The organism is Oscillibacter valericigenes, from assembly GCF_021531915.1.
Taxonomy (GTDB): domain Bacteria; phylum Bacillota; class Clostridia; order Oscillospirales; family Oscillospiraceae; genus Oscillibacter; species Oscillibacter valericigenes_A.
In genome coordinates, this window is sequence record NZ_JAFBIV010000021.1 from 19,759 (window position 1) to 36,600 (window position 16,842).

General features: G+C 53.7%; 17 protein-coding genes and 5 tRNA genes. 14 read left to right on the top strand and 8 right to left on the bottom strand.

Features of this window, described 5'->3' with window-relative positions; all coding sequences use genetic code 11:
• Nucleotides 1-9: 9 nt before the first annotated feature.
• The 8 genes from JQM66_RS11025 (at nt 10) to JQM66_RS11060 (ending at nt 2,621) form a co-directional block, all read left to right on the top strand.
• Nucleotides 10-306 carry a YerC/YecD family TrpR-related protein gene (locus JQM66_RS11025; RefSeq protein WP_235229929.1) on the top strand — a complete coding sequence of 99 codons (297 nt, stop codon included), beginning with the start codon at nt 10-12 and terminating at the stop codon, nt 304-306.
• Complete coding sequence (locus JQM66_RS11030; RefSeq protein ID WP_235229930.1) at nt 303-1,049, top strand: class I SAM-dependent DNA methyltransferase; 747 nt, start codon at nt 303-305, stop codon at nt 1,047-1,049. The genes JQM66_RS11025 and JQM66_RS11030 overlap by 4 nt, the downstream gene beginning before the upstream one ends.
• A 30-nt stretch (nt 1,050-1,079) precedes the next feature.
• Complete coding sequence (gene hslO / locus JQM66_RS11035) at nt 1,080-1,970, top strand: Hsp33 family molecular chaperone HslO (protein ID WP_235229931.1); 891 nt, start codon at nt 1,080-1,082, stop codon at nt 1,968-1,970.
• A 78-nt stretch (nt 1,971-2,048) separates the two neighbouring features.
• Nucleotides 2,049-2,125: transfer RNA gene (locus JQM66_RS11040), tRNA-Val, on the top strand.
• 12 nt (nt 2,126-2,137) lie between these two features.
• Nucleotides 2,138-2,214: transfer RNA gene (locus JQM66_RS11045), tRNA-Asp, on the top strand.
• An 84-nt stretch (nt 2,215-2,298) separates the two neighbouring features.
• A tRNA-Phe gene (locus JQM66_RS11050) sits at nt 2,299-2,374 on the top strand.
• A 3-nt stretch (nt 2,375-2,377) separates the two neighbouring features.
• Nucleotides 2,378-2,453, top strand: a tRNA-Gly gene (locus JQM66_RS11055).
• Between the two features lie 93 nt (nt 2,454-2,546).
• Nucleotides 2,547-2,621: transfer RNA gene (locus tag JQM66_RS11060), tRNA-Cys, on the top strand.
• Nucleotides 2,622-2,796: 175 nt separating this feature from the next.
• Here the strand turns inward: JQM66_RS11060 and JQM66_RS11065 are convergent.
• The 5 genes from JQM66_RS11065 to JQM66_RS11085 form a co-directional block, all read right to left on the bottom strand.
• Nucleotides 2,797-4,002, bottom strand: coding sequence for a tyrosine-type recombinase/integrase (locus JQM66_RS11065; RefSeq protein ID WP_235229932.1), 1,206 nt, complete (start codon nt 4,000-4,002; stop codon nt 2,797-2,799).
• Nucleotides 4,003-4,058: 56 nt separating this feature from the next.
• Entirely contained in the window at nt 4,059-4,265 is a 207-nt protein-coding gene (locus JQM66_RS11070; RefSeq protein WP_235229933.1) for a helix-turn-helix domain-containing protein, read from the bottom strand.
• A 136-nt stretch (nt 4,266-4,401) separates the two neighbouring features.
• Complete coding sequence (locus JQM66_RS11075) at nt 4,402-6,120, bottom strand: hypothetical protein (RefSeq protein ID WP_235229934.1); 1,719 nt, start codon at nt 6,118-6,120, stop codon at nt 4,402-4,404.
• 7 nt (nt 6,121-6,127) lie between these two features.
• A complete protein-coding gene (locus JQM66_RS11080) occupies nt 6,128-7,036 on the bottom strand; it encodes a class II glutamine amidotransferase (RefSeq protein ID WP_235229935.1) in 909 nt (302 codons plus the stop codon).
• A complete protein-coding gene (locus tag JQM66_RS11085) occupies nt 7,036-7,539 on the bottom strand; it encodes an amidoligase family protein (RefSeq protein WP_235229936.1) in 504 nt (167 codons plus the stop codon). The genes JQM66_RS11080 and JQM66_RS11085 overlap by 1 nt, the downstream gene beginning before the upstream one ends.
• A 670-nt stretch (nt 7,540-8,209) precedes the next feature.
• Here JQM66_RS11085 and JQM66_RS11090 point away from each other — a divergent pair.
• The 6 genes from JQM66_RS11090 to JQM66_RS11115 all read left to right on the top strand — a co-directional run bounded on the left by JQM66_RS11090 (nt 8,210) and on the right by JQM66_RS11115 (nt 14,403).
• Nucleotides 8,210-9,676 (top strand): sensor histidine kinase, encoded by a 1,467-nt coding sequence (locus JQM66_RS11090; RefSeq protein ID WP_235229937.1) that lies wholly within the window; start codon nt 8,210-8,212, stop codon nt 9,674-9,676.
• The gene (locus JQM66_RS11095; RefSeq protein WP_235229938.1) at nt 9,654-10,373 is read left to right on the top strand and encodes a response regulator transcription factor; all 720 of its coding nucleotides are present in this window, start codon (nt 9,654-9,656) and stop codon (nt 10,371-10,373) included. The genes JQM66_RS11090 and JQM66_RS11095 overlap by 23 nt, the downstream gene beginning before the upstream one ends.
• A 193-nt stretch (nt 10,374-10,566) precedes the next feature.
• Entirely contained in the window at nt 10,567-11,622 is a 1,056-nt protein-coding gene (locus JQM66_RS11100; protein WP_235229939.1) for a TRAP transporter substrate-binding protein, read from the top strand.
• A 67-nt stretch (nt 11,623-11,689) separates the two neighbouring features.
• Nucleotides 11,690-12,208, top strand: coding sequence for a TRAP transporter small permease (locus tag JQM66_RS11105; protein WP_235229940.1), 519 nt, complete (start codon nt 11,690-11,692; stop codon nt 12,206-12,208).
• A complete protein-coding gene (locus JQM66_RS11110; RefSeq protein WP_235229941.1) occupies nt 12,201-13,499 on the top strand; it encodes a TRAP transporter large permease in 1,299 nt (432 codons plus the stop codon). Before JQM66_RS11105 ends, JQM66_RS11110 begins: the two co-directional genes overlap by 8 nt.
• Nucleotides 13,500-13,503: 4 nt before the next feature.
• Nucleotides 13,504-14,403 (top strand): AEC family transporter, encoded by a 900-nt coding sequence (locus tag JQM66_RS11115; protein WP_235229942.1) that lies wholly within the window; start codon nt 13,504-13,506, stop codon nt 14,401-14,403.
• Between the two features lie 493 nt (nt 14,404-14,896).
• On the opposite strand, the gene JQM66_RS11120 is transcribed toward JQM66_RS11115, so the two are convergent.
• The 3 genes from JQM66_RS11120 to JQM66_RS11130 form a co-directional block, all read right to left on the bottom strand.
• The gene (locus JQM66_RS11120; protein ID WP_235229943.1) at nt 14,897-15,910 is read right to left on the bottom strand and encodes a permease; all 1,014 of its coding nucleotides are present in this window, start codon (nt 15,908-15,910) and stop codon (nt 14,897-14,899) included.
• An 89-nt stretch (nt 15,911-15,999) separates the two neighbouring features.
• Entirely contained in the window at nt 16,000-16,314 is a 315-nt protein-coding gene (locus JQM66_RS11125) for an ArsR/SmtB family transcription factor (RefSeq protein ID WP_235229944.1), read from the bottom strand.
• Between the two features lie 196 nt (nt 16,315-16,510).
• The coding region (locus JQM66_RS11130) for a TIM barrel protein (protein ID WP_235229945.1) at nt 16,511-16,842 on the bottom strand (332 nt) is incomplete at its 5' end.

Consider the following 16,842-nt stretch of genomic DNA (forward strand, 5'->3'; position numbering starts at 1 on the left):
GCGTTTCGTATGGTAAAGATCGGCAAAAAGGAAAAGAGCGATCAGCTGTATAAAGCGATCCTGCAGTTGAAGGATGAGCAGGAATGCTATGACTTCTTCCAGGACCTTTGCACCGTGTCAGAGCTGCGGTCCATGGAGCAGCGGTTCGAGGTGGCGTCCCTGCTGGATGATGGCATGATCTACAACGACATCTTGGAGCGCACCGGTGCTTCCAGCGCCACCATCAGCCGGGTGAACCGGTCTCTGAGCTACGGAACCGGTGCCTACGAGAAGATCTTCGGCCGGATGAAGAACAAGAAGAAATGAGCAGCTACGACGCACTGGCGGACAGCTATGACGCCCTGATGGCGGACGGCAGCTACCGGAAGCGGGCGGACTTTCTGGAGAAGCAGTTCCGGAAGAGCCGCATTCCGGTCCACACGGTGCTGGACCTGGCCTGCGGCACCGGTACCATCGCCTGCCTGCTGGCGGAGCGGGGGTATCAGGTGACGGCCACGGACGGCTCCGAGGAGATGCTGACCCAGGCCATGAGCAAGGCGGCGGTCCTGGAGGAACGGGCACCGCTGTTCCTGCACCAGTCCATGCCCCGCCTGCGGCTCATTGAGCCGGTGGACGCGGTGGTGTCCACCCTGGATTCCCTGAACTACCTGACCCGGGAGAAGGACCTGCGGGAGACCTTCTGCCGGGTATTCCGCTGGCTGAAGCCCGGCGGGGCCTTCATCTTTGACGTGAACACGCCCTACAAGCTGCGGCGTATGGACGGGCAGATGTATATGGACGAGACCGAGGAGACCTTCTGCGTCTGGCGGACTTTTTTCAGCGAGCGGACCCAGGCCTGCACCTATCAAGTGGACCTGTTCCAGCTGAATGCGGACGGCACATGGGACCGGAGCTTTGAGGAGCACCGGGAGCGTGCCTGGACAGAGGAGCAATTGCGGACGTTTCTCACCGACGCGGGCTTTGCGGAGATCACCGTCAGCGGTGATCTGACCTCCCGCCCCCCCAGGGTGGAGGAGGACCGCTGGATCGTCCGGGCGGTCCGTCCCTGAATGGAGAAGCATCATAAGGAGCATTTTGATATGAGCGATCAACTGGTACGCGCCATCAGTAAGGATGGCTTTGTGAAGGCGGTGGCGGTGTCCACCCGGGACCTGACGGAGCGGGCACGACAGATCCACCACACCACCCCGGTAGCCACGGCGGCCCTGGGCCGCACCCTGGCGGCGGCCTCTATGCTGGGTAACGCCCTGAAGGGGGACGGCGCCAGCGTGACCCTGCAGATCAAGGGCGACGGCCCCTTAGGCACCATCCTGGCGGTGTCCGACAATGCGGGCAACGTCCGGGGCAAGGTGGACGATCCCACCGTGGACCTGCCCCTGCGTCCCGACGGAAAGCTGGATGTGGGTGCGGCAGTGGGCCATGAAGGCATGCTGACGGTGATCCGGGATCTGAATATGAAGGACCCCTATGTGGGCAGCGTCAGCCTGCTGGGCGGCGAGATCGCCGAGGACCTGGCGGCCTACTTTGTGGAGTCCGAGCAGATCCCCACGGCTTGCGGCCTGGGCGTCCTGGTGGACCGGGACCGCAGTGTCCTGACTGCCGGCGGCTATCTGATCCAGCTGCTGCCCGGCGCCGGAGAGGAGATCGTCAGCCGTGTGGAGGGGGGCATTATGGCTGCCGGCTCCGTGACGGCGTTGCTGAAGGCGGACAGCGATCCGGAGTCCCTGCTGCGGCGGGTCATGCCGGACTTTGAGCTGGAGATCCTGGAGAAGAGCCCCATCGAATACCGCTGCTACTGCAGCCGGGAGCGGATGGAGAAGGCCCTCATCAGCCTGGGCCCGGAGGAGATGCGCAGCCTCATCGACGAGCAGGGCAGCGCGGAAATGACATGCCGCTTCTGCGACAGCGTCCAGAAGTTCACTCGGGAGGACCTGGAGGGGCTGTTGGCGGGCATGACGAAAAAAGACTGAAAAAATTTAAAAAAAGGGTTGACAGGCGAGGGGGTTTTCCGTATAATAACTTTTGCCGTCTGACGAGTGCGGCAACAGGGGAGCATAGCTCAGCTGGTTAGAGCACCTGCCTTACAAGCAGGGGGTCACTGGTTCGAGTCCAGTTGTTCCCACCAAAGTTGTTATATGGCCCGGTAGTTCAGTTGGTTAGAACGCTAGCCTGTCACGCTAGAGGTCGACGGTTCGAGCCCGTTCCGGGTCGCCATCTCCCACGAGATGGATCTCATCTCGTGGGTCCCTTTTGGGGTTGAAATTCCCCATGCCGCGCCCATCGGCGCGGAAAAGATTTGCCCAGATAGCTCAGTTGGTAGAGCAGTGGACTGAAAATCCACGTGTCGCTGGTTCGATTCCGGCTCTGGGCACCACTTGCGGGCTTAGCTCATCTGGTAGAGCGCCACCTTGCCAAGGTGGAGGTAGCGAGTTCGAGCCTCGTAGCCCGCTCCAAATTTGATGCCCACACAAAAGTGTGGGCATCAAAATCTAAAAATAAGTGTGGACTTTTTTGAAAAGTTTGCATATAATATAAACGTACACCATGGTGACATAGCCAAGTGGTAAGGCAAGAGTCTGCAAAACTCTCATTCCCCGGTTCAAATCCGGGTGTCACCTCCAGAAAGAAACCTCGTAACCGCAATGGTTACGAGGTTTTTCTTATGCCTTTTGAGGGGCGTTTTCCCTTTAGTTTTCCCTTTACAGCTGTGAATCCATGCGCTGATAGCCGATGCGTACGGTGATACGATCTGACATTTACAGGAACGAAAACAAAAGAATGTGTCTGGTGAGGGTTTTACCCACCAGACACACTCTTTATAAATGTCTCCATTCTGGAAGCAGATTCCTGTTTCATTTTGTCGGTGACGTGCCCATAAACATCCAGGGTGAAGGCTGCAGTGGCGTGCCCTAAATTACTTTGAATTGTCTTGATATCATCTCCAGAGCGGATAGCGGCTACAGCATAGGAATGTCGCATATCGTGAAAACGGGCATCAGGACGGCCAATAGACTGGACAGCAGATTTAAACGCCCGATATACGGCAGACTTTGTCAAATGTCCACCCAGTTCATCCGTAAATACCAGATTGTCGGGATTATGCCATGCAGAACCTGCCTTGATTTGTATTTCGGCCTGGATTGATTTATGCCGTTTGAGACAGGCGATTACAGATGGTGCCGCAGCAACTGAACGGCTTTTGCCATTTTTGGGGGATACCAACTTATATGCATCTATCCCGGCTTCCTGATGTAATTGAATCTGCTTGTTTACGAGAAGAATTCCACGATCAAAGTCTACACAGTCCCAGGTGAGCCCAAGTACTTCTCCTTCCCGTAAACCGGTAAACAAAGTCGTAAGGAAGATGCTCTCGAAACGATGCCCATGAATCGCTTTCAAGAATAGAGCAATTTCGTTTTCATCCAAGGGCTTTAACTCTTTCTTTTCAATCCGGGGTAATGTGCAGGCATCTGCTGGATTGGAGCGAATCAGCTCATTGGCTACAGCTTGTTTTAGAGCATGGTGAAGAACCCCGTGGATATTTTTTACTGTCTTGGCAGAGAGGGCTTTCTTTCCGTCCTTGCGATTTTCGGTGAGTCCATTGTAAAAACTTTGAATGATATGGGTGGAAAGGCCTTCCAAGCGTATTGAACCTAAAGCGGGATTGATATAAAGACGAATGTCGCTTTTATAGATTTCGATAGTTCGCGGTTTGACGCTGTTTAAGTATGTGCTTGTCCATATATCCAGCCACTCTCTCACGGTCATTTTACAGGGTTCTTTATATGTTCCGGCATCGATGGCGGATGTCAGTTCTCTTAGCTTCTGCGCGACTTCCTTCTGTGTTTTCCCAGTGATGGAACGTTGGATTTGTTTTCCAGTTCCGGAATCGTATCCTTCAGTATAGCGCGCTTCCCAATAAGTGTATTCTTTCCCCTTCCTCTTAACAGTTTTCTTTCGAATCGTACCTGCTCCAGATGCAGCACGTTTATTTCCTGCCATGTGATTTCTCCTTTCGGGTTTTGCGGGAGGGGCAAACCGCCCCTCCCTGATATAGTTCAAGCAATATTCAGGAATCTCTGCAATTCATCCCGGGGAATGCGAAGTTGACGCCCGATGCGAATGCTTCTGATTTGCCCGGAACGCACCAGCTCATATGCTGTATTTCGTCCAATTCCAAGGGCTCTGCTTAGGTCCTCCACACGAAGAACCAAGGGGATGTCCTCCACATTAAAGTAATTCATACGAGTCTGCTTTTCATTCATAGTAAAACCTCCTGGTTAAAATTTCTGCTGTTCTGCAGCAGGTTTCTTTGCGGTATAGAAGCGCAGGGAATTTTAGCTGATATCGTATTCTAAAGTTATAGTATATGTACGGAGAATGGCTCGATATCAGAAGGCATCAGGCACACTGCGCTCCAGTGATATACCATGTGGTGTTGATACCGCGCCCGCTGCGCAGAACGTGGTTGTCCTGAAACCACTCCTTTATCCGTGGGTCGGCGATCAAGTCCTTCCAGACTGCGGGGCTGATACCGAGCCGATCCCGGAGATCAACCACGCGGATCCGTGTTCCATCCCAGGCCGACAGGAAGTCCATCAGCTTTCGAAAACTGGTTTGTCCGTTTTCGAAGCTGCGGCACATCCGTTTGCTGAGTTCGATACATTTCGGAAGGTCCTTGTACAGGACGGTTGTGCCAGGGATCCGTTTCTGCAGGATCTTTAGGACGGCGGGCGGAGGACAGAAGAGATAGATCCGGATATCACCGTCAAAATCCGGGTTGCGCAGGGCGCTGCGGTAGATTTCCTGCTCCAGCCGGGCGGCCAGGTGGTGCGTCACATAGTCATTCACCAAGGGCAGAGACAGCAGGTTATAGTGAGAGCCATTCAGCAGATCCTGAGGAGACAGGGCCTGCAGCGCTGGGGAGACCTGCTCCTCGCCAAATGCCGCACAGGTGCATGTCAGATAGGTCTGAGGATCCAGGCGGGGATAGCCCAGCATGATCACATTGGTACAGTGGTTGAACATATTGGAGCCATTTGTGCCGCCCAGATATGGGATCGTAGGGCGCTCCCGGTCGGGCATGAGTGGAATCCGATTGAATTCTTCAGGCGGCAGATGCGTCTTCAGATAGTCTGCTAGTGGTTCGGACAGGTTTTTATAGGTGCAGAGGAATATGTCACCCTTAGTCTCCCGCAGGATCTCTCCGATGTATGTTCCGAACGCCTGGAGCTTCCAGCCCTTCTCCATGGCACTTTTGGAGACATTGAGGTCAGGGTGGTCATAGATCTCGTAGTTGACTGCACATTCGGCGTGCTCCGGTCGGCCCCTGAGAAATCTCGTGTGCTCCAGACAGCGGTAGTCTGCGTCAACTTCCGCAGTGGCGTCGAACAGGATGGTTTGACACTGCCCGTAGCAGAGTTTTGGCGGGGTGATATGGAAGATGCAGAAGCCGTTGGTCTTGCTGAAAAAGAAGGGCTTACCTTCATACACATAGGCCATGACATCGAATACCTCACGCAGGGATTTGGTAAGATACCTTACTTGGCGGGACAGGAGGGCTTCCTGAAACTGATAGTAATCCCGGGCGTTTTGCAGTGCTTCATCCTGCGTTAAGGTACATACACCAACAGGAATGTCGCGTATACCATACTCCGTTGAGATACACAGCTTGCTGCGCAGAGCCTGAAAGATGCGTTCTACGCAGAAGCCAAGGCGCTGCTGAAGGCTGCGCACGGTGGAGTCCGTAGACTCCACTTTGCGGATCAGGGCGTTGAACTCGGTAGAGGCTTGGTCGATCAGGGGCTTGGTCAGAGTGTGGATTTGTGCCATCTGGTGCTTCTCGTCAAAAATGATGTATCGGCGAGGCAGGAGACGGCCATCCGGGAGGAGCCGATAGAGCAGCATGTCCAGATTGCCGCTGCTGCGCAGCATATAGAAACGCTCCTGCGTAATGCCGACTACCAGTGCGGAGGTGGCTTTCTCCTGGAAAGAGAGAAGCTGGCATCCTAAGGAAAAGGGGCATTTGGTACGCTGGCACTCATCGTAGCTGTGTACATTAGTGTTGCGGCAAAAGCCCATCTTCTGACCGGAGACACTCCAGCCCTGTAGGGCAATCATGGGCGGATCATTCTTCAATATCATCCGTGGAAAACCCGGACTCCAGCAGACGATCCACCGATTCCGGCGAGAACCCATAGCAGCAGGCCACGGATTTCAGTTCGTCCAGATACTCCTGTTCTGCTGTCCGGGCCTTGCCAGTCCGCCTTACCCCCGGTGTCCACATGGGCCAATATCTCCAGTGCTGTGCAAGATGTGAAGCGTTAAAAGATGCTGTTGCCTGCTGACCGGATGCGGTGATCCTCAAAATATCTCCACAACCCAACTCGATACGCTCCGGCTTGCCGAGTGGCAGTTGTAGACGATTCAGTGCCCTTGCCAGAATAGCTTCCGTAGAAGCATACAGATACACGCCATAGCGGGGATAGTGGTACAGACAGAGGGGATTGTCTCCCTTCACGAAATAGAGGTTCTCCTGCTGATCCAGCACCGTGAATGTAAAAGTGCCCTCGACTTGCTCCGCCATGTATTTCAGGCTGGAGAAGTTGAGGGCTTTTTTCTGCTCGATCAGCTGCACCGCGATATAGCTGTCTGTTTCAATTTTGGTTTTCGGCAGACGGTTGGTACGGCGCAGGAGCTGGTCATTGTAGAGAATACCGTTGTGGGCCAGAGCAAACATCTCTCCAGCCGCATTCCCCAGGAACGGATGATTGTTTCGGTTTCTGCTGGCCTTTCCCTGGGTGGTCATGCGAGTATGACCCATGACGACTCTGCTATCCTCCGGAATACGGAAACGCAGCCTGTGAGCCTCCAGAGGGCGTTTATAGATGCTCAGGTGGTCATGGGTGCAGTAAGCAATCCCGGTGGCATCGGTGCCCCGTTCCTCGCATTCTGTTGCCAATGCAGAAAGAATATGGGCCTTTTCCTTGGCACTGAACCGTCCGTGACAGTCGATCATCCCAAATAAGCAGCACATCAGACTTCCTCCTCGCTCTCCACCGGCTCATTGACATACAGCCGCCGCTCCTTTAAGTACTGCACCAGCTCAGGCTGCGTACAGCCGGAGACAAAGGTGGTCCAGGACATGGCCTTGACCTGGTCATCGGTCAAATAAAGCGCCACATCACAGATCCGGTCAAGGAGCTGCAATGTGGCGATGAGGGTATTGTATTTGAGGGTCCCACGGAAGATTCGGAATTCGATGGTATCCGTATTGGTGAGGTTTACGCTGGTATAGCGTCCGCCGTGGTAGCCCTTCTTGGCATGATCCAGCAGTTCTTTTGGCTGGTCCTTGTAGCCATAGCGGGTGGCCCAGCGTTCCAGCTGACGGGGTGTTCTGCGGCTGAATTTTAGTAACTCTTCCCAGTTTTTTTCAAAATAATAAAGGATGCGGGCAATTACCGCATCCTGGGCTTCCTCCGTGTCGCCAAAGGCATCCCGGTTCACATGAACATGGAGACCACAGCGGGTAATCTTCATCGTCATCCTCATAGTAGGCATCATCAAGATGGATGATACGTCCGCAGCGTTCGCGGCTGGTATAGTGCCGATCATAGCAGGGCTGGCAGAGGGGCGTATTTTCATCCCCGGCATTGTCATCCCGGTAGATACGCTCTCCGCAGCGGGAACAGATCACAGTCTCCTCATTGGCACAGCGTTCGCAAAGTGCATCGTCACCCACCATGACGCGGTTCTCCAGTGAGTGCTCCTGTCCACAGTGACAGCAGGTAAAAGTTTCGGTTTTCATATCAATTCCTCCAAATATAGAAATAGGCCCCGGGGAATTACCCCGAGGCCTTCATAGATATAATATATACGCGCCGATATATTCCGTATCAGAAATCTGATCGTGTGGCTATTTGATTGGAAATACAAAGATGGAGTGTTTTGAAAAGCACAGTTTTCATTCACCGGTTATTGGCGAGGAGGAAAAGCTGTTCCTTACTTACCAATGTACATACTGCCAAACATATTTCACGAGATTAAGAGATTGAATTTGTATTCCCTATAAAAATATAGTAAAATATCAAGTATAAAAATTGGTTTTTAAGGATTGCTTTCTATAAAGATCATGGATATATGTACCTGAGTTAGATTTTACTGTACCAAGGGGAACTGTAATATTGCCTCCCCGTGATGAGGTGGTTAAATGAAATGGGTGCGCCCAAAATGGTATGATGTCTCCATTCAGGCTAAAAGCATTTTGTTGATGGGAACGATGTTAGCTGCAACTTGGATTCTGGTTGGATTAGTGGTTTTGCAGCTCCATACATTCAGCAGTAAGTCTTCAATCATCATGAATGAGTATATGGACATTACTGGCTTTATGGAGGCTTTTTCTGCGGAAAATGTGTATCTTGAAGCCTATATTCGCCCTGTACGACCTATGAACGCCAGGGAAGATTACCTTGCCGCTGTCCATGACACAGACCACTGCCTGGAGGAATTACAGCCTGACTTACAGACAGACAGACGGGAGGAATACGCCCTGAAGAGAGCCATTTGCAACGCAATGGAGCACTATCGAAAGTCCCAGGCCGCTTTGCTGGAAGAGGAGACTCCGTCACAAATGATTGAGCATTATCTCTCCCTTAAAACGCAATCCACTTATATCGACGGCTATACCAGAGATCTGCTTCACAGTCAAATGATACAGGGCGGTGAACAATGGCAGGAGATCGACGAAACAAATACCCGAAGCAGCAGCCGGTTTGTAATTTTCTTAATAATTGCCACCGCACTGATGTGCGTGGTGCTGTTGGTGTTCAACCGCAGTATTCTCCGGCCTCTGGCGGCGCTGGGGCGGGCGGCGGATATGATCGGCAACGGGCGGTATGACGCACCCCCGCTGATCGTTCGCGGTGATGACGAGTTGGGCCGCACCGCCAAGTCCTTTAACCTGATGCAGACAGAGATACGCCGCACCATCCATGCGCTGGAAAAACAGTCCGAGATGGAAAAGCATCTGCTGGAAAAAGAGGTAGAGACGGCTCAGATGCAGAGAAAACTGCAGGAGGGGCGCTTTGCCCAGCTTCAGAGCCAGATCAATCCCCATTTCCTGTTCAATACCCTCAGCACGATTGCCGCGTTGGCGCGGGAGGAGGATGCACCTCTATCAGAGGATTTGATCCTGCGTCTTTCCAACTTTTTCCGCTACTCACTGGAGAGCGATGAAAAGGTCGTGACACTGGGGCGGGAGATCCAGCTTCTGCGGGATTATATGGAGTTGCAGGAGACCCGGTACGGGGAACGAATCACCATGGAAATACAGGAGGACACGGAACTTTCCGACATTTTGGTGCCGAAATTTATTCTTCAGCCGCTGGTGGAGAATGCGATCCTCCATGGCTTGCGGGAGCGTGGGGGCCAGGTCCGCGTCCGCACATTTCGCGGGAGAAAGGGAGTCGCCATCATGGTGACGGACAACGGCTGCGGATTTGATCCAGCGCAGAGCAGAGAGACTCTAGGGCGCCATTCAGTGGGGCTTTCCAATATTCGGGAACGGATGGAGCTGAGCGGTGGGCAGTTGGATGTTTTCAGCCGTCCCGGCATGGGCACCTGTGTGAGACTCATTGTGAGAGAGGGCGAGGAATATGTTCAAGATACTGGTTGCTGAAGACGAGCCCAAGAGCCGGAGTGCGTTGGTGTCCCGGTTGAGGGGAATTTTGGGCGATGCGGCGCTGATTGAAGCGGCGGCGGATGGGAATGAAGCTGTGGATAAAGCCCTGCATGTGCAGCCGGAGCTGGTTTTTATGGACATTGAAATGCCTTATAAAAACGGCCTGGAGACCGCTGCGGTCATCAAACGCCAGATACCGCAGGCCCATGTGGTGTTTTTGACAGCCTATGACCGTTTTGACTACGCAGTGGGGGCCATCCGCACTGGAGGCGAGGATTACCTTCTGAAACCAGTTGGCGAAACGGAACTGCGGGAGATTCTGCAAAAGTTTTTTCATGTAGAGACGGATACCGCCCGGCCAGCGTCTCCCTTTGAAGCCGAGTTGACTGTATGGGTGCAGCAGCATTATGCGGAGGATATGGCCCTGGAAGACGCAGCTGAGAGCATGGGTATGAGCCCGTTTTATTTCTCGCGGCAGGTAAAGGCTGTTACAGGAAAAAACTTTTTGGATTTCTTTACCTCCTACCGCATCGAAAAGGCAAAAAAGCGGCTGGCGTCCACAGAACTTTCCGTCAGTGAGGTGGGGCGGTCCGTAGGGTATCCCGATGCTAACTATTTCACAAAGGTATTTAAACGGTCTGTCGGCTGTACACCAACAGCTTACCGAAATACGATGACGCAGTCCTCAATATAGGCACACAACAGCAGGTGAAATGCCTGCTGTTGTCAGTTTTGCACAAATTTGAGGGCGCCATTTTGAACACCGAAAAAAAATCAACAGCGCAATCGCAAAACTTTACGATTTCTTAATATTTTGTTCTCAGATACAATAATAATACAGAAAAGCCTTCGTCAAAAGGCAAATAAAGTAGAATGGAGAAGAGAAGATGAAAAAGTTCCTTACATCCCTTCTGGCTGTCGTCATGCTGCTGAGCCTGTGCGCTGGTTGCGGCAGCAGCGAAAAGCCCGCCGAGACCACCGAGAAGCCCGCTGAGACCACTGAGACCCCCGCTGCGGAGACTCCCGCCGAGTCCGTTGTTCTGCGTCTGGCCAACAGCCATAACGCCGAGCACATCACCAGCCAGGCCTGCCAGATGTTCGCCGACCTGGTGAACGAGAAGACCAACGGCCGCATCACCATCGAGTGCCACTTCGCCGGTGAGCTGGGCGATGAGCGCTCCACCATCGAGCAGTGCCAGTTTGGCGGCTTGGATTTCACTCGCGTGTCTTCCGGCGCTTCTGCTGAGTTCGCCCCTCTGATGAACGCCCTCCAGATGCCCTATGAGTACACCAGCGTTGATCACCTGTTCGAGGTTCTGAACGGTGAGATCGGTCAGGAAGTCTTTGAGACCTTCAAGGATAACAACCTGGTGGGCATCACCTACATCCATCCCGGTTCCCGTAACTTCTTCAACGCCAAGAAGGAAATTCACACCCCCGCTGATCTGGCCGGTATGAAGATCCGTGTGTCCCAATCCGACCTGATGCTGGCTCTGATGGACTCTCTGGGCAGCAACGGTGTCGGCCTGCCCTTCAATGACACCTACTCCGCCATCCAGACCGGCGTTGTGGACGGCGCTGAGAACAACATGACCTCTTATATCGAGATGTCCTTCTGGGAGGTCGCTCCCTACTGGACCTATGACGGTCACTCCTACATGCCTGACATGATCCTGGCCTCCAAGCAGACCATGGACAAGCTGTCCGCTGAGGATCAGCAGATCATCTTCGACTGCGCCAAGGAAGCTCAGGTTTGGCACCGTGACGCCTGGGAAGAGTCCGAGGCTAAGAATGCCAAGATCGCTGAAGAGAAGGGCTGCACCCTCACCACTCTGACCGACGAAGAGGTCAAGGCATTCCAGGATGCTGTCGCTCCCATGTATGATTCCTTCCTGAACGCTGAGCAGAAGGCCATCGTGGAGCGTGTCCAGGCTCTGGGCTGATTCACGCTGAACAAGGGACGGCCTTCAATGGCCGTCCCTTATTTATCATCTGGAAAGGAGATCATCTATGTCTTTTTTACGAAAAGCCTGCCGCTTTCTGTTCAAAGCGCTGGAATGGTTCGCAATGATCTGCATGGTGTGCCTGACGATCATCGTCTTTACCGACGTGATCCTGCGCTACATCTTCAAGCGTGGCTTTGCTTGGACGCAGGAGATCGCCACACTGATGCTGGTCTGGTTCAGCCTGATCGGCATGGCCATTGGCGTGTTGGAGAAGATCCACATTAGCATTGAGATGTTTACCAGCAAACTCCCTGACAAGGCGTTGAGCGTGTTGGAATCCATCAACCACCTGCTCATTGCCGTATTCGGTGGCTGCATGGTATACTTTGGCCTGATTATCATGAATATGACCAAAATGTCCACGCTGCCTGCCACCAAGATGCCGAGTTCAGTACTGTATGTCATCTTGCCTCTGTCCGGCCTTTTAGTTCTGGTAAATGCGATTCTGGTGGCGGCAAAGCAGGATAAAAAGCTCTTTGCCGACGAAAACAGTCAAGCTGGGGAGGATATGACCAATGCCTGATACTTCTGTTGCCATCGCGATTCTGCTGGGTTCTTTCGCGATTCTGCTCATGCTCCGAATGTCGATTTCCTTCACCCTGGGCATCTCCTCCGTTCTGACGGCTCTGTACCTGAACATCCCTCTAGCCACGCTGTTCCAGCGCATGGTCAGCGGCGTCCAGAACTTCTCTCTTTTGGCCATTCCCTTCTTCATTCTGGCCGGTGAAATCATGGGCCAGGGCGGCATCTCCCGTCGGCTCATCGACTTGGCAAACGCCTTTGTGGGATGGATGCGGGGTGGCCTGGCTCAGGTGAATATCCTGGCATCTATGTTCTTCGGCGGCATCTCCGGCTCCGCCGTGGCGGATACCTCCTCTATCGGTTCCATCCTTATTCCCATGATGACGGATTCGGGCTATGACAAGGACTTTTCCGTGGCAGTCACCGTCACCTCCTCCTGCCAGGGCGTTATGATCCCGCCCTCTCACAACATGATCCTCTTCGCCATGGCGGCGGGCGGCGGCGTGTCCATCGGCCAGCTGTTCATGGGCGGTCTGATTCCCGGCATCCTGCTGGGTGTCGCCCTGATGATCATGACGGCTATCATCGCCCGGAAGCGCAACTACCCCAAGGGCCGGATGATGTCCTTGAAAGAAATCTGGCAGGCTACCAAGGACGCCCTGCTGGGTCTGATGACCTGCATCATTATCGTAGGCGGCGTTATTTTCGGCTGGTTTACTGCCACCGAGTCCGCCGCCGTAGCTGTGGTATATGCATTCATCGTTACATTCTTTGTCTATCGTGAAATTCCTCTGCGTCAGTTCGGCAACATTCTGCGGAAGTCCCTGCGGACCATTGCCATGGTCATGGCTTTGATCTCTACCGCCTCCATGTTCGGCTGGCTGCTGGCCTACCTGAAAGTTCCCGCCATGGTCACCAACCTGCTGCTGGGCCTTTCCGACAACAAGGTGGTCATTCTGCTGCTCATCAACCTGATGTGCCTGGTGCTGGGCTGCATCATGGATATGGGTCCCCTCATCCTGATCCTGACCCCGATTCTGCTGCCTGTCGCCACTCAGCTGGGCATGGCACCCGTTCAGTTCGGCGCCATGCTGATCCTGAACCTGGCCATCGGCCTCTGCACACCTCCCGTGGGCGCAGCTCTGTTTGCAGGCTGCTCCATCGGCCGCATCAAGATCGAAGAAGCCACCAAAGCCTGTCTGCCGTTCTATGCCATGATGGTTTTGGTCCTGATGCTGGTCACCTTCTGGCAGCCGCTGTCCATGTTCGTTCCCAATCTGATGATGGGCTGAACCTATGGAGACGATCCTTGTCAAAGCGGTAGGGCTGGCATTGATGATTTTTGCCGGTTACGCCCTCAAGCACCTTGGCGTTTTTCGCGTGGAAGACGCCAAGGTTCTATCCCGCATTGTGGTCAACCTGACGCTGCCAGCGGCTCTGGTTACCGGCTTCCGCTCCTTTCGTTTTGATGCGGCTTACCTGTCTTTGATCGGTATTGCGCTGGCAAGCAATCTGGTGATGCTGTTTTTCGGACTTTGGTGGAGCCGTGGGCGGGATGCTGCCACGCGGGCGTTGTGCGGGCTGAACGTATGCAGTTATAACATTGGCTGTTTCGTGCTTCCCTTTGTGCAGAGCTTCCTCCCCGTGGAGGCGCTGATCGGCGTGGCCATGTTCGATGCGGGAAACTGTCCGGTAAATTCCGGTATTGCCTACGCGGTCGTGTCTGCCAGGAGCAGCGGAGAGCATATCCGGCCCCGCTTTGTACTGAACAAAGTAGCCCATTCCGTGCCGTTTATGACCTATCTCGTTCTGATGATACTGTCTGTTTTGCAGATTTCTCTGCCGGAGCCAATATATCAAATCGCCTCTACTATTGGCGGTGCCAACACCTTTCTGGCGATGCTGATGATTGGAATCCTGTTTGAAGTACGGGTAGACCGGCGAGACCGCAGGCAAATCGCAGAGATCCTGATACTGCGCTACGCTGGCAGCTTTTTGATGGCATGTCTGGTCTGGTTATCTCCTCTGCCACTTCTGATCCGCCAGGTGTCGGTGCTGTCCATGATGGCGCCGATCCCGTCTGTCACGATGGTATACTGTGAGAAATGCGGCTGCAAGCCATCATTGTATGGGGTACTGAATTCGTTGAGTCTGGTGATCAGCCTGGCGCTTACCTTCCCACTGCTGCTTGCCTAATTCATTTTATAAATGGCTGAAATTGAAAGAACTTTTGGATAGTCCCAAGGATAATACGGGTGTATTCTGTTTATTATTGCATTGATATGTCGATGCTTCCGAACAAAAGTTTTCCCTTTAGTTTTCCCTTTAGTGGCTAAAATGAGGGGAGAGAACTTAATACAGATTAACCCTAACATTTGCCGTGGTAGGCACGAAAAGCAATGAAATATCCTGACCTAAAACGGGCAAAAAACTACCCGGACGAATTCAAATCCGGGTGTCACCTCCAAACGAATCCCTAGAGCCGCAAGGCTTTGGGGATTCTTTTTTTGTGTTTGGGGTGTTTTTAGCCTTATTTTTAGCCTTACCAGATTCTAAAACCCTTGCGGCCCAAGGGCTTTAGAAGGTGTTAAATCGTGCTTTTTCATACCGCAGAGACTGCTTTGATATATTCCTCCATGCGTGCTGCGCTGGCCTGTTTCATCTGCATGGTGACATGACCGTACCTCCATTATATGATCAGATTTTGAATGGCATTGAAAAAGTAACCGACAAGGATGATGCCCATGGTGCAGATGGCGGCGAAAATGCCCAGCAGTTTCGGCTTTACCGCCTTGCGGAGCATGATCATGGAGGGCAGGGACAGGGTGGTGACGCCCATCATAAAGGACAGCACCACGCCCAGCTGGGCGCCCTTGGCCAGCAGAGCCTCCGCAATGGGGATGGTGCCGAAGATGTCGGCATACATGGGGACACCGGCGATGGTGGCGATGATCACGCCGAAGGGATTGCCGGTCCCGAGGATCTTCACGATGAATTCTTCAGGAATCCAGTTGTGGATGAAGGCGCCGATGCCGACGCCAATCAGCACATAGGGCGCAACCTTTTTGGCGGTTGACACCACCTGCTCCCAGGCGTACCGGATGCGGTCCTTGAAATGCAGTTCCTCCTGGGGAAGGTCAATGGCGCGGCCGTTGCGGATGAACGCCTCCACCTGTTCCTCCAGGTGCAGCTTTTCAATCAGCGTGCCGCCGGCGACGGCAATGACCAGCCCCAGCACCACGTAGACGACAGCAACTTTCCATCCGAAAATGCTCATCAGCAGCACCAGGCTGCCCAGGTCCACCATGGGGGAGGAGATCAGAAAGGAGAATGTGACACCCAGGGGCAGGCCGGCGCTGGTGAAGCCGATGAATAGGGGGATGGACGAACAGGAGCAAAAGGGTGTCACCGTGCCCAAAAGGGCCGCGAGGCAGTTTGCGCCGATGCCATGAAACCGGCCCAGGATCTTCTTCGTGCGCTCCGGTGGAAAATAGCTCTGGATGTAGGAGATGAGCAAGATCAAAACGCCCAGCAGCACCATGATCTTGATGACATCATAGAAAAAGAACTGGATGCTGCCGCCTGCCTTGCTTGCGGGGTCCAGCCCGCAGGCTTCCACGGCGCTGCCGATCAGACGGCTCAGCCACTTCATGCCCAGGACTTCGTTCTGAAAGAAGTCCCAGCCCGTTCCCAATAGTTGCATAGTGATCTCCTCACTCTCTGATTAGATCAAGAAAATTGGATTTGATTGGCCGGCAAAAAGCCATCTCCACATCGGGATGGCCTTTTCCTTCATTTGCGGCAGTTTTCACATCCGGAGCCGCTTTCTGAGACGGCTGTGATCTCCCTGAGCAGCTCAATCGCCTTTTTGCTGCCCTGCTCGCTGATTCGGTAATGCGTCCACTTGCCCTCCTCCCGGCTCGTGACGATGCCGGAGTCGCAGAGGATCTTCATGTGATAGGAGAGGGAGGACTGGGGCATATCCATTTCGTCGATCAACACGCAGGCGCACTTCTCGCCGCTGTGCAGCAGCTCCAGGATCCGCTGCCGCCGCTCATCGCAGAGGGCCTTGAATACCCTTGCCCGCTCCTCATACACGGTCGCCATACCCTCACCTCAAATCAAGAATTCTTGATTTATTATATGCGTCACATTCAAAACTGTCAATATGATTTTGGTAGATGCGGATTTTTTGGCACACGCTTATATACGAAACGCCCAGTCCTTTTCAGACTGGGCGTTTCGCGGCGGGTAACGATCGGGTTCAGTGCTTTGGGGCGGTCATGTTTTACCGCCGGTATGGTCAGCAGTAGGTCTCCACATGGGCGCGGGTGACCTGGGCGGCCTTCTGGATGTTCTCCTCGTTGGAGAGCTTGTAGTAGTCGGGGCGGAACACCTCAATGGTGCAGACATCGCCGTCGAAGCCAATCTTCTTCAGGGTGTCCGCGTACCGCTTGTGGTCCAGGCAGTCACCGGGCTCGCCGGGCCACAGGCGCTTTTCATCGTTGTTGTAGGCGGCACCGCAGGGCATGTTCTCCATGCCGTTCAGGTGCCAGATGAAGATCTTTTTGCCGTCGGCCTTCTCCAGGGCGTCCCAGCCGGAGGCCATGGCGTGGAAGTGATACTGGTCCAGGG

Excerpts from the sequence above, each read along its gene's own strand:
- JQM66_RS11080 (WP_235229935.1), bottom strand. The coding sequence starts at position 7,036 with ATGTGCTGCTTATTTGGGATGATCGACTGTCACGGACGGTTCAGTGCC.
- JQM66_RS11025 (WP_235229929.1), top strand. The coding sequence starts at position 10 with ATGGTAAAGATCGGCAAAAAGGAAAAGAGCGATCAGCTGTATAAAGCG.
- JQM66_RS11115 (WP_235229942.1), top strand. The coding sequence starts at position 13,504 with ATGGAGACGATCCTTGTCAAAGCGGTAGGGCTGGCATTGATGATTTTT.
- JQM66_RS11125 (WP_235229944.1), bottom strand. The coding sequence starts at position 16,314 with ATGGCGACCGTGTATGAGGAGCGGGCAAGGGTATTCAAGGCCCTCTGC.
- JQM66_RS11120 (WP_235229943.1), bottom strand. The coding sequence starts at position 15,910 with ATGCAACTATTGGGAACGGGCTGGGACTTCTTTCAGAACGAAGTCCTG.
- JQM66_RS11065 (WP_235229932.1), bottom strand. The coding sequence starts at position 4,002 with ATGGCAGGAAATAAACGTGCTGCATCTGGAGCAGGTACGATTCGAAAG.
- JQM66_RS11085 (WP_235229936.1), bottom strand. The coding sequence starts at position 7,539 with ATGAAGATTACCCGCTGTGGTCTCCATGTTCATGTGAACCGGGATGCC.
- JQM66_RS11105 (WP_235229940.1), top strand. The coding sequence starts at position 11,690 with ATGTCTTTTTTACGAAAAGCCTGCCGCTTTCTGTTCAAAGCGCTGGAA.
- JQM66_RS11110 (WP_235229941.1), top strand. The coding sequence starts at position 12,201 with ATGCCTGATACTTCTGTTGCCATCGCGATTCTGCTGGGTTCTTTCGCG.
- JQM66_RS11030 (WP_235229930.1), top strand. The coding sequence starts at position 303 with ATGAGCAGCTACGACGCACTGGCGGACAGCTATGACGCCCTGATGGCG.
- JQM66_RS11090 (WP_235229937.1), top strand. The coding sequence starts at position 8,210 with ATGAAATGGGTGCGCCCAAAATGGTATGATGTCTCCATTCAGGCTAAA.
- JQM66_RS11095 (WP_235229938.1), top strand. The coding sequence starts at position 9,654 with ATGTTCAAGATACTGGTTGCTGAAGACGAGCCCAAGAGCCGGAGTGCG.
- JQM66_RS11070 (WP_235229933.1), bottom strand. The coding sequence starts at position 4,265 with ATGAATGAAAAGCAGACTCGTATGAATTACTTTAATGTGGAGGACATC.
- JQM66_RS11100 (WP_235229939.1), top strand. The coding sequence starts at position 10,567 with ATGAAAAAGTTCCTTACATCCCTTCTGGCTGTCGTCATGCTGCTGAGC.
- JQM66_RS11075 (WP_235229934.1), bottom strand. The coding sequence starts at position 6,120 with ATGATTGCCCTACAGGGCTGGAGTGTCTCCGGTCAGAAGATGGGCTTT.
- hslO (WP_235229931.1), top strand. The coding sequence starts at position 1,080 with ATGAGCGATCAACTGGTACGCGCCATCAGTAAGGATGGCTTTGTGAAG.